This is a genomic window from Arcobacter sp. ISO1 (assembly GCF_058105185.1).
The window spans coordinates 1,285,461-1,300,034 of sequence record NZ_CM176573.1 but is presented as its reverse complement, the minus strand read 5'-3'; the positions used below and the strand labels follow the sequence as shown (position 1 = coordinate 1,300,034).

Annotated in this window: 11 protein-coding genes; all 11 read left to right on the top strand. The window is 29.6% G+C overall.

Annotation, left to right across the window (positions count from 1 at the left end):
• The first annotated feature begins 1 nt into the window (after position 1).
• The 11 genes from AC2TY9_RS06410 to AC2TY9_RS06360 all read left to right on the top strand — a co-directional run bounded on the left by AC2TY9_RS06410 (position 2) and on the right by AC2TY9_RS06360 (position 14,512).
• Positions 2-508, top strand: coding sequence for a NuoI/complex I 23 kDa subunit family protein (locus tag AC2TY9_RS06410; protein WP_489780124.1), 507 nt, complete (start codon positions 2-4; stop codon positions 506-508).
• Positions 501-1,016, top strand: a complete 516-nt coding sequence (locus tag AC2TY9_RS06405) for an NADH-quinone oxidoreductase subunit J family protein (protein ID WP_489780123.1) — start codon at positions 501-503, stop codon at positions 1,014-1,016. Before AC2TY9_RS06410 ends, AC2TY9_RS06405 begins: the two co-directional genes overlap by 8 nt.
• Complete coding sequence (gene nuoK, locus AC2TY9_RS06400) at positions 1,013-1,327, top strand: NADH-quinone oxidoreductase subunit NuoK (RefSeq protein WP_489780122.1); 315 nt, start codon at positions 1,013-1,015, stop codon at positions 1,325-1,327. The genes AC2TY9_RS06405 and nuoK overlap by 4 nt, the downstream gene beginning before the upstream one ends.
• On the top strand, positions 1,324-3,213 hold the full coding sequence (nuoL, locus tag AC2TY9_RS06395; RefSeq protein WP_489780121.1) for an NADH-quinone oxidoreductase subunit L: 1,890 nt from the start codon (positions 1,324-1,326) through the stop codon (positions 3,211-3,213). Before nuoK ends, nuoL begins: the two co-directional genes overlap by 4 nt.
• 1 nt (position 3,214) lies before the next feature.
• A complete protein-coding gene (locus tag AC2TY9_RS06390) occupies positions 3,215-4,699 on the top strand; it encodes a complex I subunit 4 family protein (protein WP_489780120.1) in 1,485 nt (494 codons plus the stop codon).
• Positions 4,696-6,201, top strand: a complete 1,506-nt coding sequence (locus AC2TY9_RS06385) for an NADH-quinone oxidoreductase subunit N (RefSeq protein ID WP_489780119.1) — start codon at positions 4,696-4,698, stop codon at positions 6,199-6,201. Before AC2TY9_RS06390 ends, AC2TY9_RS06385 begins: the two co-directional genes overlap by 4 nt.
• Positions 6,202-6,422: 221 nt before the next feature.
• Positions 6,423-7,214: a fumarate reductase cytochrome b subunit gene (locus tag AC2TY9_RS06380; RefSeq protein ID WP_489780118.1), complete on the top strand. Its 792-nt coding sequence runs from the start codon at positions 6,423-6,425 to the stop codon at positions 7,212-7,214.
• Positions 7,214-9,199, top strand: coding sequence for a fumarate reductase flavoprotein subunit (locus AC2TY9_RS06375; RefSeq protein WP_489780117.1), 1,986 nt, complete (start codon positions 7,214-7,216; stop codon positions 9,197-9,199). The genes AC2TY9_RS06380 and AC2TY9_RS06375 overlap by 1 nt, the downstream gene beginning before the upstream one ends.
• Positions 9,199-9,942 (top strand): fumarate reductase iron-sulfur subunit, encoded by a 744-nt coding sequence (locus AC2TY9_RS06370; protein ID WP_489780116.1) that lies wholly within the window; start codon positions 9,199-9,201, stop codon positions 9,940-9,942. The genes AC2TY9_RS06375 and AC2TY9_RS06370 overlap by 1 nt, the downstream gene beginning before the upstream one ends.
• A 215-nt stretch (positions 9,943-10,157) precedes the next feature.
• Entirely contained in the window at positions 10,158-12,509 is a 2,352-nt protein-coding gene (locus AC2TY9_RS06365) for a dynamin family protein (protein WP_489780115.1), read from the top strand.
• Positions 12,509-14,512 (top strand): dynamin family protein, encoded by a 2,004-nt coding sequence (locus AC2TY9_RS06360; RefSeq protein WP_489780114.1) that lies wholly within the window; start codon positions 12,509-12,511, stop codon positions 14,510-14,512. Before AC2TY9_RS06365 ends, AC2TY9_RS06360 begins: the two co-directional genes overlap by 1 nt.
• The last annotated feature ends 62 nt before the right edge of the window (positions 14,513-14,574 follow it).

Sequence of the window (14,574 nt, the reverse complement as noted above, 5' to 3'; positions counted from 1 at the left end):
TATGGGAATTAAAATTGTAGAAAGACATGGTAAGTCTTTAAAAGATAAACTTTATATCCCTGCAATATTTGGTGGTATGAAAACAACTTTCACACACTTTAGAGAAAATCTAAGTGATGTATCTAAATTAAAAACTATGCAATATCCAGAGCAACAGCCTACAGATATTACAGATAGATATAGAGGTATTCATAGACTAACAAAATGGGATGATGGTAGTGAAAAATGTGTTGCTTGCTATATGTGTGCGACAGCTTGTCCTGCTCAATGTATTTTTATTGACGCAGAAGAAAGATTTGATGGTAAAGCTGAAAAGAGACCAAAACAATTCAAAATTGACCTTTTAGAATGTGTATTCTGTGGTTATTGTGTTGAAGCTTGTCCTTGTGATGCAATTAGAATGGATACTGGAATTTTTTCTTTTACATCTGATAAAAGAGAAGATTTTGTTGTAGACAAAGATCAACTTATGTCTTATGAGCGTTCAAAGGATTTTAGTGATGATTAATTTAGTATTTATTGGTCTTAGTTTCTTTGCAATAACTGGCGGAATTGCAATGCTAGTTTATAAAAACCCGATGTATGCAGCACTTGGGTTACTTGTATCAATACTTTCAGTTGCTGGTTTATTTGCACTATTAAATGCAACATTTTTATTTATGGTTCAAATTATTGTATATGCAGGTGCGATTATGACACTTATTTTATTTATTTTAATGTTTCTTAACATTAAAGAAGAAGCTCTTCCAAAAGAGCCTAAAAAATATACTTTAATTGCAATTGGTGCAGCTATTATGATTCCATTTAATGTTGTTATTTTAAAAGCTGTTTCAAACTTACCTAATGCAGATATGTTAATAGTTGAAGGTGATTTTGGTGATATCAAACCAATTGGTAAGCTTTTATATAATGATTGGATTTTAGCATTTGAGTTAATCTCAATTCTACTTTTAATTGCACTTGTAGGTTCAATTGTATTAGCAAAAAGAAAAAAAATAAATAAGGAAGACTCATGATAAGTTTAACATCATATGCATTTGTATCTATGATTCTTTTTTCAATTGGAGTTATTGGTGTAATTGCAAGAAGAAACATATTTGTTATTTATATGTCAATTGAGCTTATGTTAAATGGAGTAAATCTATTCCTTATAACATTTGCTAGATATCATTTTAATATGGATCCACAAATTATTACTATTATGGTAATTTCAATTGCTGCTGCAGAAGCTGCAATTTTCCTTTCAGTAATCATTTTATTATATAGATCAAAAAAATCTCTTGATACTGATATCTTTACAACATTAACACAAGGAGAAAAATCATGATTGATACTCCTTTGTTAGTTTGGATTATTTTAGCTCCACTTATAGGTGCAATTTTAAATGGTGGATTATATTTTTATAATATTAAGAGAAAACCTATTCCAGAAATTGTATTTTCATTAATTGGAACAGGAACTCCATTAATTGCCTTTTTGATAACTCTTAGTTTATTTTTAACAATGTTTGATTCTGGTGTAACATATAAACAAGAATTATTTACATGGGTTAATATCGGTGATTTAAATATTACAATGGCATTTTTAGGTGATAATTTAGCTATTTTCATGTCTATGTTTGTATCATTTGTTGGATGGTTAATCCATATTTATGCTATTGGATATATGACAAAAGATGAAGGTTTTGGTAAATTCTTTGCTTATTTCAATCTTTTCTTAGCATCAATGTTAATTTTAGTTTTAGCTGATAACCCAGTTATTCTTTTCATTGGTTGGGAAGGTGTTGGTCTTTGTTCATATCTATTAATTGCCTTTTACTATTCTGAATCAGAAAATGTTATTGCAGGGAATAAAGCGTTTATTGCAAATAGAGTTGGAGATTTTGGATTTATATTAGGTATTGTAACTTTATTCTTTGCCTTAGGACAAGTTGATTTAAGTTTTGCTTCTTTAGAAGCAAATATTGGTAATGCTTCAACTGGATTACTAGCACTTTCTGGTTTCTTATTATTTGTTGGAGCTATGGGTAAATCAGCACAGATCCCATTGTATGTATGGCTTCCTGATGCAATGGCAGGACCAACTCCAATCTCAGCACTTATACACGCAGCTACAATGGTAACAGCCGGTGTTTATATGGTTGCAAGATTTCACTTTTTATATAGTGGAATTGAAGAAATTGGTACATTTATTGCTTATATTGGTGCTTTTTCAGCCCTATTTGCAGCTATTATTGCAACTAGACAACAAGATATCAAAAAGATTCTTGCATATTCAACAATGTCTCAATTAGGATATATGTTTATTGCTGTTGGTCTTGGTTTTTATAGTTCTGGACTTTTCCACGTTTTAACACACGCTTTCTTTAAAGCTATGTTATTCATGGGAGCTGGTGGTATGATAATTGCCTTACACCATGAACAAAACATTTTCAAAATGGCTCAACACAGAGTTAATCTACCAATTATTGGTATTACATTTTTAATTGGTGTAATTGCTATTTCAGGTATCCCTCCATTTTCAGGGTTCTTTTCAAAAGATGCAATATTAGCAGCAGCTTTCCAAGAAGGTCAATATTTAATTTGGTTAATTGGTATGTTTACGGCATTCTTAACTGCATTTTATATGTTTAGAATGTATTTTATTTTATTTGTAGCTCCAAACAATCATGCAAAACCTTATGTTAGAACTTCTCCAACAATTACAATTCCATTGCTTTTATTAGCAGTTGGTGCAGTTGGTGCAGGATTTTTAAATCTACCAGCCGTTTTAGGTGGAGAACATATGGTTGATACGTGGTTAGCTCAAACAAATTCAATTGAAATTCACATGTCTCATGCAACTGAGTATATTTTAATGATTATCTCAGTACTTGTAGCAGCAGCAGGTATCTTTGTAGCATATAAAAAATATGCAAACTTTGATATTAATAAACCTGAAAGTGAAGAAGGTATTATTGCCAATAAATTCTACATTGATGAGTTATATGATTTTGTATTTGTTAAATCATTACAAAAACTTGCAACTTTCATTGACCAAACTATTGATATGAAATTTATTGATGGCTTTATCATGGGTGCTTGTAACCAATTCGTTGAATTTGGTAAAAAAGTTGCAACATTACAAAATGCAAATGTTAGATTTTATGCAGCCTTCATGCTTGTTGGTATGAGTTGTGTATTTATATATTTATATATTTCGTTAGGATTATAAGATGAGTGCAGATATATTATCGTTTATCATATTTTTACCAGCTGTAGTAGCATTTGGTTTAATGATTACTACAAAGCATGTAGAAACAGTTAGAAATATTGCTTTTCTATCTACTACAGTTATATTAGCACTTGTTTTAAAACTATATATTGATTTTGAACCAAGTGCAGGTATGCAGTTTGTAACTAATACTCCATGGATAGCTTCTTATGGAATTAATTACTATATTGGTGTTGATGGTTTTTCATTAACAATTTTAATGATGATTGCTATTTTAATTCCTACTGCATATCTAATGCTTTGGGAAGGTAGAACAAAAGGCTACTGGGTAAATATGTTACTAGTTCAAACTGGTGTTACTGGTGCATTATTATCTTTAGATGTTATTTTATTCTATTTCTTCTGGGAAGTTATGCTTTTACCAGTTTTCTTAATGATTGGTATTTATGGATTTGGAGATAAAGTATTTACAACTATTAAAGTAACTGTTTACACAATGTTAGGTTCTCTTTTAATGTTTGTAGCAATTTTATACCTAGGAGTTGCATATTATAATGAATTTGGTCAATGGTCTTTCCAATACGATTCATTAACTCAAATTACATCACTTGGATATAATGAAAAGATTTGGCTATTTTTAGCATTCCTTTCAGCCTTTGCAATTAAAATTCCAATTTTCCCTTTACATACATGGATAATGGAAACATATAAAAATGCTCCAACAGGTGCAGTTTTCTTATTATCTTCAATTATGGCTAAACTTGGTGTTTATGCAATTGTAAGATTTATGATCCCAATTTTCCCAGATATTTATGTTGAATTCTCAACATGGTTTGTATTTATTGGATTATTTGGACTTGTTTATTTTGGTATTGCTGCACTTATGCAAGATGATATTAAAAGAATGTTTGCATACTCATCTGCATCACACTTAAGTTTTATTGCTGCTGGTATCTTCTCATTAAATGAGTTTGGTATTAATGGTGCTTTATATTTAATTATAGCCCATGCAATTGCGACTGGTGCACTTTTCTTATTAGTTGGAATTATCCATGATGAAACTGGATATAAAACAATTAAAGATTTAGGTGGATTAGCAAAACAATCTCCTATTTTTACAACTATATTTGCAATTATGCTTTTTGCAAATGTTGGGTTACCAGGAACAAATGGTTTTGTATCTGAATTATTAATTATTTTTGGTATTTATGAGTTTAATCATACATTAGGATATATTTCAGCAGTTACAGTAATTATTGGGGCTTCATATATGTTATGGATGTTCCAAAGAGCAATCTTAGTAAAAAGAGAATCTGGTGAAGATTTAAAATTTAGAGATTTAAAAATTAAAGAGATTGTTGGATTAACTCCATGGGTAATTTTAGTATTCTTAATGGGTATTTATCCAGAAGTGTTCTTAGATAAATTTGAACCAACAGTAACTCACTACTTAAATGATATTTTACAAATTGGAGCAGCAAAATGAGCGAATTAATTCAAATATTACCAGTATTAACTGTATTAGTAGCAGCTCTTGCTTTGATGTTTATGAGTATGTATGAGAGTAAATTCTCAACAAAATCATATATTGCAACTTCATCAGTACTTTTGGTTGTAGCATTAATTATGTCATTTATTCCATTAGGAGAAAGTTTTTCAATCAAACCATATGAGTCAATTTTTAATAATGTTTTAATTTTTGACACATTCTCTAATTTTTTCTATGTTTTACTAATCCTTGGTACTTTATTAACTTTATTAATTGGTGAGCACTATTTTCAACATAGAACTTATTTTAAAGGTGAATTTTTCTCAATTTTATTATTTGCTTTATTTGGGATGATGTTATTAGCAAATGCAAATGAACTTGTAACTGCATATATTGCACTAGAAATTGCTTCTTTTGCGGTTTATATTATGGTTGGTTATAACTCAGAAGATAGTAGAAGAGTTGAAGCTATTTTCAAATACTTAGTATTAGGTTCATTTATTGGAGCTTTCTATTTATTAGGTGTTGTTTTAGTTTATGGTGCAACTGCAACTACAAACTTAACAGAATTAGCAGCATTTATTTCAGCTAACGAAAATGGTGATTTAAGTCTAGTATATATTGGGTTAACATTAATTTTATTTACATTCCTATTTAAAATTGCTGCATTCCCATTCCAATCATGGGTACTAGATGTATATAGAGGTGCCCCTATGATTATCACTGCATTTATGGCATCAACATTTAAAATTGCAATTTTCTCGTTCTTCTTAAGAACAATTTTACAAGGTATTGAACCAATGATTGACTTCTGGGATGGAATTCTTTATATAATTATCATCTTTACACTTGTATTTGGTACATGGCTTGCAATCACACAAAAAATTATCAAAAGAATGTTGGCAGCATCATCAATTGTGCACACTGGTTACCTATTATTAGCCTTTATTGCTTTAGGTCAAAATATTGATGCAGCTTATGCAACTGTATTTTATTTAATTGCTTACCTATTATCTGCCCTTGGTTCTTTTGGTATTATTTCACATATTATTTCTGATACTAAGGTTAGAGTTACATATGATGATTTCAAAGGTTTAGCAAAAGAGAGACCATTTTTAGCTGCAATGATGACTATTTTCTTATTCTCACTTGCAGGTATCCCTTCTACAATAGGGTTTATTGGTAAATTTTATGTATTTACAGAAGCAATTAATGCAGGATATGCAGCACTTGCAATATTAGCAATTATTGCTACATTTGTATCAGTTTACTATTACTTTAAACTTATTGCAATGATGTATTTTTATCCAACAAAAGAAGAATGTTTAACAAATGACTTCAATGATAAAAGAGTTTCTACATATGCAATAGCATTCTTAGCAATCTTAACTGTTTTAGGTGGTATTGGAAGCGCTATAGTATTCTTTATACCAGTATTAAATATTGATTCTTTAATTCAATTAACTCAACTATCAGTACAGTCATTATTTATTAAATAATGATGTGTTGATATGTAACACATATGCATAATTTTTTAAAATTATGTATACTTTCTCAACAATTAAAAAAGCCCCTAAAAAGGGGTTTTTTTATATCTTTTTGTTCATAATGCACAACATTTGTACATAACTTTGACATATAATAATTAACCAAAATAAGGTGTTTTTAGCTATACTGATGCTATTAAAATCAATCAAAAATCAATAGGAAAGGATGTCAAATGAGTGACCTAATAGAAGGTTATTTAGGTAAGACTGTAGAGAGAAAAAAAAGTAGGGTTCCAGCAAAGCTTGATTATATTCAAAGTGCAACGGGATTATTTTTAGGTCTTTTCATGTGGGGACACATGTTTATGGTTTCTTCAATTTTAGTAAGTAAAGATTTTATGTACGCTGTTACAAAATTCTTTGAAGCGAGCTTTATTTTTGATGGGGGAGAGCCATTATTAGTATCGATTCTAGCATTTGTAATTTTTGTAATATTTATTACACACGCAGCAATGGGGATGAGAAAGTTACCTGGTAACTTTAAACAATACCAAGTAATGAAAGCACACGCGGACAACATGGGGCATGAAGATACAAAACTTTGGTTTGTCCAAGCATTTACTGGTTTTGCAATGTTCTTCTTAGGTTCTGTTCATATTTATATTATCATGACACAAGCAGATGCAATTGGTCCATATGCAAGTGCAGATAGAGTATGGTCTAACTGGATGTGGCCTTTATACATTCTTTTATTATTGGCTGTAGAATTCCATGGAACAATTGGTCTATATAGACTTGCTGTTAAATGGGGATGGTTCGATGGTGATGACCCAAAAGCTACAAGAAAAAAATTAAAAACTTATAAAAAAGCTTTAACTTGGTTTTTCTTGATTTTAGGATTTGCTACACTTGCAGCATATATGAAAATCGGTTATGAAAATGCTGCTGCTGGGAAAGTTGGTCAAAAATATACTCCAACTGCACAAGTTATTGAATTAAAAATAAATGATGGGAGAGTTGCATAATGAAAATAAATTATTGTGATGCGTTAGTTATTGGTGGAGGATTAGCTGGACTTAGAGCTGCTGTTGCTGCTCAGAAAAAAGGTTTAAGTACTACTGTTTTATCATTAGTTCCAGTAAAAAGATCACACTCTGCTGCAGCTCAAGGTGGTATGCAAGCATCTTTAGGTAACTCTAAAATGTCTGATGGAGACAATGAAGATTTACACTTTGCTGATACAGTAAAAGGTTCAGACTGGGGATGTGATCAAGATGTTGCAAGAATGTTTGTTACTACTGCACCAAAAGCTATTAGAGAGTTAGCTTCATGGGGTGTGCCTTGGACTAGAGTTAAAGCTGGATCAAGAGAAGCAGTTATCAATGCAAAAAAAACAACTATTACAGAAGATGAAGATAGACATGGTCTTATCCACTCAAGAGACTTTGGTGGTACAAAAAAATGGAGAACATGTTATACAGCTGATGCAACGGGACATACAATGTTATTTGGTGTTGCAAATGAAGCATTAAAACATGACGTTGATATTAGAGATAGAAAAGAAGCACTTTCTATTATTCATGAAGATGGAAGATGTTTTGGAGCTGTTGTAAGAGATTTAATTACTGGTGAATTAGAAGCTTATGTTGCAAAGGGAACTTGTATTGCAACAGGTGGATATGGAAGAGTATTTAGACAAACTACAAATGCTGTTATTTGTGAAGGTACAGGGGCTGCAATTGCACTTGAAACTGGTGTTGCTACTTTATCAAATATGGAAGCAGTTCAATTTCACCCAACACCAATTGTACCATCAGGTATTTTATTAACTGAAGGTTGTAGAGGTGATGGTGGTATCTTAAGAGATGTAGATGGTCACAGATTTATGCCTGACTATGAACCAGAGAAAAAAGAACTTGCGTCAAGAGATGTTGTTTCTAGAAGAATGATTGAGCATATTAGAAATGGTAAAGGTGTTCCTTCTCCATATGGTTATCATGTATGGTTAGATATCTCTATTCTTGGTCGTGCTCACATTGAAAGAAACTTAAGAGATGTTCAAGAGATTTGTCAAATCTTTAATGGTATTGATCCAGCTGATGAGGGACCAAAAGGATGGGCTCCAGTTCTTCCAATGCAACACTACTCTATGGGTGGTATTAGAACTAAACCAACTGGTGAAACAACTAGATTATCTGGACTTTTTGCTTGTGGTGAAGCTGCATGTTGGGATATGCACGGATTTAATAGACTTGGTGGTAACTCAGTATCAGAAACAGTTGTTGCAGGTATGATTATTGGTAACTATTTTGCTGATTATTGTTTAGAAAATGATGTAACAATTCCTACTGCAACTATTCAAAAATTTGTTGATGCACAAGAAGCATATATCGATGAGATTTTAGCATACAATGGAAATGAAGATATCTTTAGAATCAAAAATAGAATGCAAGAACTTATGGATGAAAAAGTTGGTATCTTTAGATCTGGTGAGCCATTAGCCCAAGCAGTTGAAGAATTAAGCGAATTATTAGCTAAAACTAAACAAATCAATATTAAATCTAAAGAAAGAGCTGGGAATCCAGAGCTTGAAGAAGCATATAGAGTACCAAAAATGTTAAAAGTTGCATTATGTGTAGCAAAAGGTGCAAGAGATAGAACTGAATCTAGAGGTGCACACTATAGAGAAGATTATCTAAAAAGAGATGATGCAAACTGGATGAATAGAACACTTTGTACTTGGCCAAATAAAGATGATTTAGAGCCAACTATTGAGTATGCTAACTTAGATATTATGAAAATGGAAATGCCTCCAGCATTTAGAGGATATGGTGCTAAAGGCATGATTATTGAAAATGATTTATCTATTAAAAGACAAGAAGAAGTAGATTCTGTAAGAGAAAAAATGGAAGCAGAAGGAAAAGATAGACATGAGATTCAAGATGCATTAATGCCATTTGAATTACCAATGAACTATAAAGAGAAAAATGAAAGAGCAGGAGACAAATAATGAGCGAAGTTAAAAAAGGTAGAGAAATAACAATTTCAGTACTTAAATTTAATCCAAGAAGTAAAATTTCTAAACCTCATTATGTGGATTATAAATTAGAAGAAACTCCAGGGATGACACTATTTATTGCTTTAATGAAAATTAGAGAAACAATGGATCCAGATTTATCTTTTGACTTTGTTTGTAGAGCAGGAATCTGTGGATCTTGTGGTATGGTTGTAAATGGGAAACCTGCACTTGCTTGTAGAACACTTGTTGCAAACTATCCAGAAGGAAAATTAACACTTTTACCAATGCCAGCATTTGAATTAATCAAAGATTTATCTGTTAATACTGGTAAATGGATGGATGCAATGTCTAAAAGAGTTGAGTCTTGGATTGTTGATAATGATGAGAGTCACCAAGTTGATATTTCAAAAATGGAAGAAAGAATTGAACCAGAAGTTGCAGATGAAACATTTGAACTTGATAGATGTATTGAGTGTGGTATTTGTGTTGCTTCTTGTGGTACTATGCTAATGAGACCAAACTTTGTTGGACCAGTAGGGATGAATAGAGTTGCTAGATTTGAAGTTGACCCACACGATAAAAGAACAGCAGAAGATTTCTATGAATTAATTGGAGATGATGATGGTATCTTTGGATGTATGTCATTACTAGCTTGTGAAGATCACTGTCCAAAACACTTACCATTACAAAATAAAATTGCTTACTTAAGAAGAAAACTAGTAGCACTAAGATAAATGTATGAGAGGGATACCTCTCATACAAAAACAATACAAAAAGTCAATTACTCCAAGGAGTGATTGGCTTTTTGCATTTCTAGGGATAAAAAAAATTAGTTTTTATAATTAATTTTTATAAAAGATTACTTGATTTTAATAAAAACATTAAATCGGTTTAAAGTCATTTAACAAATATATAATTGCACATTTTGTCAAAAAAGGTGCAAATAAGGATGGATGGATTGAGTTTAGCAAAAGATTACTTTTTACTTTATCATGGGATAAATAATATTGAACAAACAACAACTTATGGAACAAACGAAAATAAAGATGAAGATAGTTTTTTTGATATTGCAACATTAATATTATCTACAAATAAAAAAACATATGAAAAATATTCAACTTTAAAAAACTTCCAAAAACTCGTTTCACAAGTAACAAATAAAGAAGTAAAATCTGTTGATGATTTATACCAATTACAATATTGTTTAATTGATGCTATAAAAGATGATACTAAAAGCTCACATATTCAAGCTATGCATGATAGTTTTAAATACCTAAATAAAGAAAAAATTATTGGAAGTTTTGAATATAACAAACTTGTCTCTTTATTTGATCCAAATGAATTAAATTTAGCAGATGAAGATTCTTTTAATGATTTTGATGATGAAAAAGATAATGAAAAAAAACCTTTTAATGAAGCAAAAATTGAATTAGAAACAACTATTAATGAACTTGAGAACTTATTTACTACTAAAGATTTTATTGATGAGTTAAAAGAAGCTCAAACTTATTTAAATAATCAAAAGTTTTCAATTGGAATTACAGGAGTAATGAACGCAGGTAAATCTACAATGTTAAATGCACTTATGGGGCAAGAGTTGTTAGGAAGTGCCGTTGTTCCAGAAACAGCAAACTTAACAATTATAAAACATGGAAAACCATCAGCTAATGTATTTTATTGGAATAAAGATGAATGGAACAGAATAGAAAAAACAGCAGAATCTATTGAATCAATAAAAGAGTTTGTTAATGAGACAAAAAAAGTGTTTGGAAACGAACTTAATGAACTAATTAAAGAGGAATCTATTAGCCAAGAAGTAAATGTAAATGACTTAGCCTTATATACATCAGCAGAAGCTAGTGGTAAAAAATGTAATTTAATTAAATATGTTGAATTAAAATCAGACTTAAATTTTTTAAATGATAGTATAGAGATTGTTGATACACCAGGTCTTGATGACCCTGTTATACAAAGAGAAGAGATTACAAAAGAATATTTAGCACAATGTGATTTAATGCTTCATTTAATGAATGTAAGTCAAAGTGCTACACTAAAAGATGTAGAGTTTATAATCGATTCACTTTTATATCAAAATATTACAAAACTATTAGTTGTAATAACAAGGGCAGATACAGTATCAAAAGAACAGCTTCAAGAAGTTATCAACTACACAAAATCTTCAATTGAGATACAACTAAAAAAACAAAATAAAGATAGTAAATTAGACTACATTTTAGAGCATATTAAATTTATTCCTATTTCAGGGAAAATGGCTCTTTTACATAGAACAGGAAAAGAAAAAGAAGCTTTAGATACTGGCTTTAAACTTGAAGATACAGGAATTTTAGAGATTGAAGATTATTTAAATGATACATTATTTGGTACAGAATCTTCAAAATCAGATTTAATTGTAAAAGGAACAAAATCTCAGATTTTAAAAACTATTACAAAAGAGGTTAAATCATACAATTATGAACTTATTTTATTAAATAAATCAAAAGAGGAATTAGAAGCTGATTTAGAAGATTTTACAAAGAAAAAAGAAACAAATAAGAGAATATTTGCAAGCTTAAATGAGGATATAAATCTATATAAAAAAGATGCAAGAAATTATCTAGAAACTTTAGAAACTTTCTTAACAACAGAATTAATTGATTTAAAAAATGTAATTAAACAAAGGGTGTTTAATGATGTTAAATACTCTTTTGAAAAAACCAAGAAAAGACCCGAAAGTTCAAGAATTAAGACTATAATTGAAACTGCAATAAAAGATGGTATCATCGATGTGATTAGGGATTATAGATATAAATTCATCAAAAAAAGCCAAAGTATTGGTGAAATTTGTGAACAAAAATATCAAGACTTAGGTTTTGTATTAGGACACAAAAATGATAACTTTGATGCAAGAGGATTTTTTCAAGATGATTTTAAATCTGGATTTTTAACCTCTTCGAATGAGGTTTTAATTGGAAAAATTACAAACGAGCTTAAAGGCTCAAAAGCCAATAAACTACCAGAATTTGATAGAAAAATTGAAGCTCATATCAAAGACGAATTTGAAGGTATTGAAAAAAATATCAAAGAAAAAGCAAATGATATTTCAAATATCTTAATTGATAATTTCTTTACTCAAATTTCAGAACCACTAAAAGTTTTTGAACATAAACTAAAAAAAGATGAAAAATCCTTGCAGGATAGATTAACAAACTTTGAAGAGAAAGAATCAAATAAAGAAGAGTTAACAATTGAAATTCATAAAAAAATCAAAAGATTAGAAATTATTAGCAAAGGACTTAAATAATGAGTATATTAAGTGATTTTGTAAAAGAATATAATTCAAAATTTGTTGCTAAAAAGACAGAATATGAAGAGGGTCTAGTTGGGGATATAAAAAAAGTAAAAGATAAATTACTTGATGAAAAATTCCTCCCTTCTGTACAATTAAAACAAATATTAGATAAACAAATAAGACGTGCAAGATACCCTATGGAAGTTGCAATTACTGGACAATTTTCATCTGGTAAATCAACATTTTTAAATGCCCTACTTTCAAGAAATATTTTACCTACTGGAATTACTCCTGTTACTTCAAAGGTAAATTTTATAAATTATGGGGAAGAGTATAAATTGAAAATCACATATTATTCAGGAGCTCAAGAATATGCTCCAATTGAAGCAATTGCTGATTTTACAGATCAAAGACAAGATGAGATGAGTGATATTAAATACCTAACCCTTTATGCTCCAATGGATATTCTAAAAGATATCTCTTTTGTTGATACTCCAGGGCTTAATTCACAATCTCAAAGTGATACTGATACTACAAGAAAAGTATTAAGAGATGTTGGTGGAATTATTTGGTTAACGCTTATTGATAATGCAGGTAAAATGTCTGAAGCAAAAGTGTTAGAAGAATATATGGAACATTTTAAAAATAAGTCTTTATGTGTACTAAATCAAAAAGACAAATTTTCCCAAGAACAAATTGAAACAACAACAAAATACGTTAGTGAAAAATTTGATAAATATTTTGCTGAAGTAATCCCTATTTCTGCAAAAATGGCACTTGAAGCAAGGTCACTACACAAAGAAGTGCTAATTCAAGATAAACAAAACTCTTTATTACAAGAGATAAAATCATCACTAAATTCTAATGTTGCATCAATAGCAACAAAACTTGATAATTATTTTAAAGATGTTGAAGACATCAATAATGTTGATACATCAAATAATGATAAGATTCTTGAAGAATCAAATATCCAAAAAGTTCTTGATTTTATAGATAATACAATTAGACCTCAAGCAAAAGATTCAAAAGAGTATGCAATCAAAAAAGACTTAAAAGGCATTTGTGATATCTTAGTTAAAGAGTATGAAACTATAATTGGGGTTTATGATTCTTTATATGAAATTTTAGAAGATTCAGAAAAGGAAATTTTAAAAGATTTTGATGAGATTCATAGAACATATTCAAAAGAGCTTTTTACTATCTGTAATTCTTTAGAAGGGATTATGGAAAAGATGGCCCATGAAACATATAAAAATATTAAAAAGCAAAAAACTAATAGATTTGAAGAAAAAAGCGGTTTTCTAGGAAAAAACACCATTGAAAAAATTGAATATGAAACATACTGGATCGATTCAGATAATGTGTATAAAAACCTATTCTATGATGACCAAACAATTGATAAGATGTTTAAAAGATCAATAAAAGAATTAAAACAGATTGAATTAAATACATCAGAAGCATTTAGAGATGTATTTAGAAAAGTTAAATACAAAGTTCATAGATGGCAAGAACCCTATGAACTAATCAAAAAAAATAGGGAAATCGCATCTGATTTAGAGTTTTCTTTAACTAGACACTTTGCCGCAAAGATTTATGAAAATGTTTTAAGGTCTTACCATAAAGCAATTTTAGAGAATATCTCAGCTCTTAGAAAAAAGTTTGCTTATTTTAATGGAGCATTATCTTATTCATATATACAAACTACACAAGCAACTATTGCTCACTTTGAGCAACAAATTTCAGAATCAGTTGAATTATATGAAAAAGAACCAACAAAATTCACAATATACCATCCAAGGGAAGATGAAATTCTTACTAAATTAAAAGCAAATTTTAGTTTTGAAAAAATTGAAGATTTTTTAACTTCAAAAAGAAACTATTTATTTAAAATTGTTCATTATTCAAAAAATCAATATTTAGAGATAAACAACGATAGAATTGAATTTATCCAATCAAAAAAAGAGCAATATATAAAAAAAATAAAAGAGATTAGAGATATAAAAAGTGAAGTTTAAACTTCACTTTAAATACTTATTGATATATCCTTAGATATAATTTCAAGAATTATCTTATAAGG

Bases quoted from the DNA above. Each gene is read 5' to 3' on its own strand.
- AC2TY9_RS06410 (WP_489780124.1), top strand. From the start codon at position 2: ATGGGAATTAAAATTGTAGAAAGACATGGTAAGTCTTTAAAAGATAAA.
- AC2TY9_RS06405 (WP_489780123.1), top strand. From the start codon at position 501: ATGATTAATTTAGTATTTATTGGTCTTAGTTTCTTTGCAATAACTGGC.
- nuoK (WP_489780122.1), top strand. From the start codon at position 1,013: ATGATAAGTTTAACATCATATGCATTTGTATCTATGATTCTTTTTTCA.
- nuoL (WP_489780121.1), top strand. From the start codon at position 1,324: ATGATTGATACTCCTTTGTTAGTTTGGATTATTTTAGCTCCACTTATA.
- AC2TY9_RS06390 (WP_489780120.1), top strand. From the start codon at position 3,215: ATGAGTGCAGATATATTATCGTTTATCATATTTTTACCAGCTGTAGTA.
- AC2TY9_RS06385 (WP_489780119.1), top strand. From the start codon at position 4,696: ATGAGCGAATTAATTCAAATATTACCAGTATTAACTGTATTAGTAGCA.
- AC2TY9_RS06380 (WP_489780118.1), top strand. From the start codon at position 6,423: ATGAGTGACCTAATAGAAGGTTATTTAGGTAAGACTGTAGAGAGAAAA.
- AC2TY9_RS06375 (WP_489780117.1), top strand. From the start codon at position 7,214: ATGAAAATAAATTATTGTGATGCGTTAGTTATTGGTGGAGGATTAGCT.
- AC2TY9_RS06370 (WP_489780116.1), top strand. From the start codon at position 9,199: ATGAGCGAAGTTAAAAAAGGTAGAGAAATAACAATTTCAGTACTTAAA.
- AC2TY9_RS06365 (WP_489780115.1), top strand. From the start codon at position 10,158: ATGGATGGATTGAGTTTAGCAAAAGATTACTTTTTACTTTATCATGGG.
- AC2TY9_RS06360 (WP_489780114.1), top strand. From the start codon at position 12,509: ATGAGTATATTAAGTGATTTTGTAAAAGAATATAATTCAAAATTTGTT.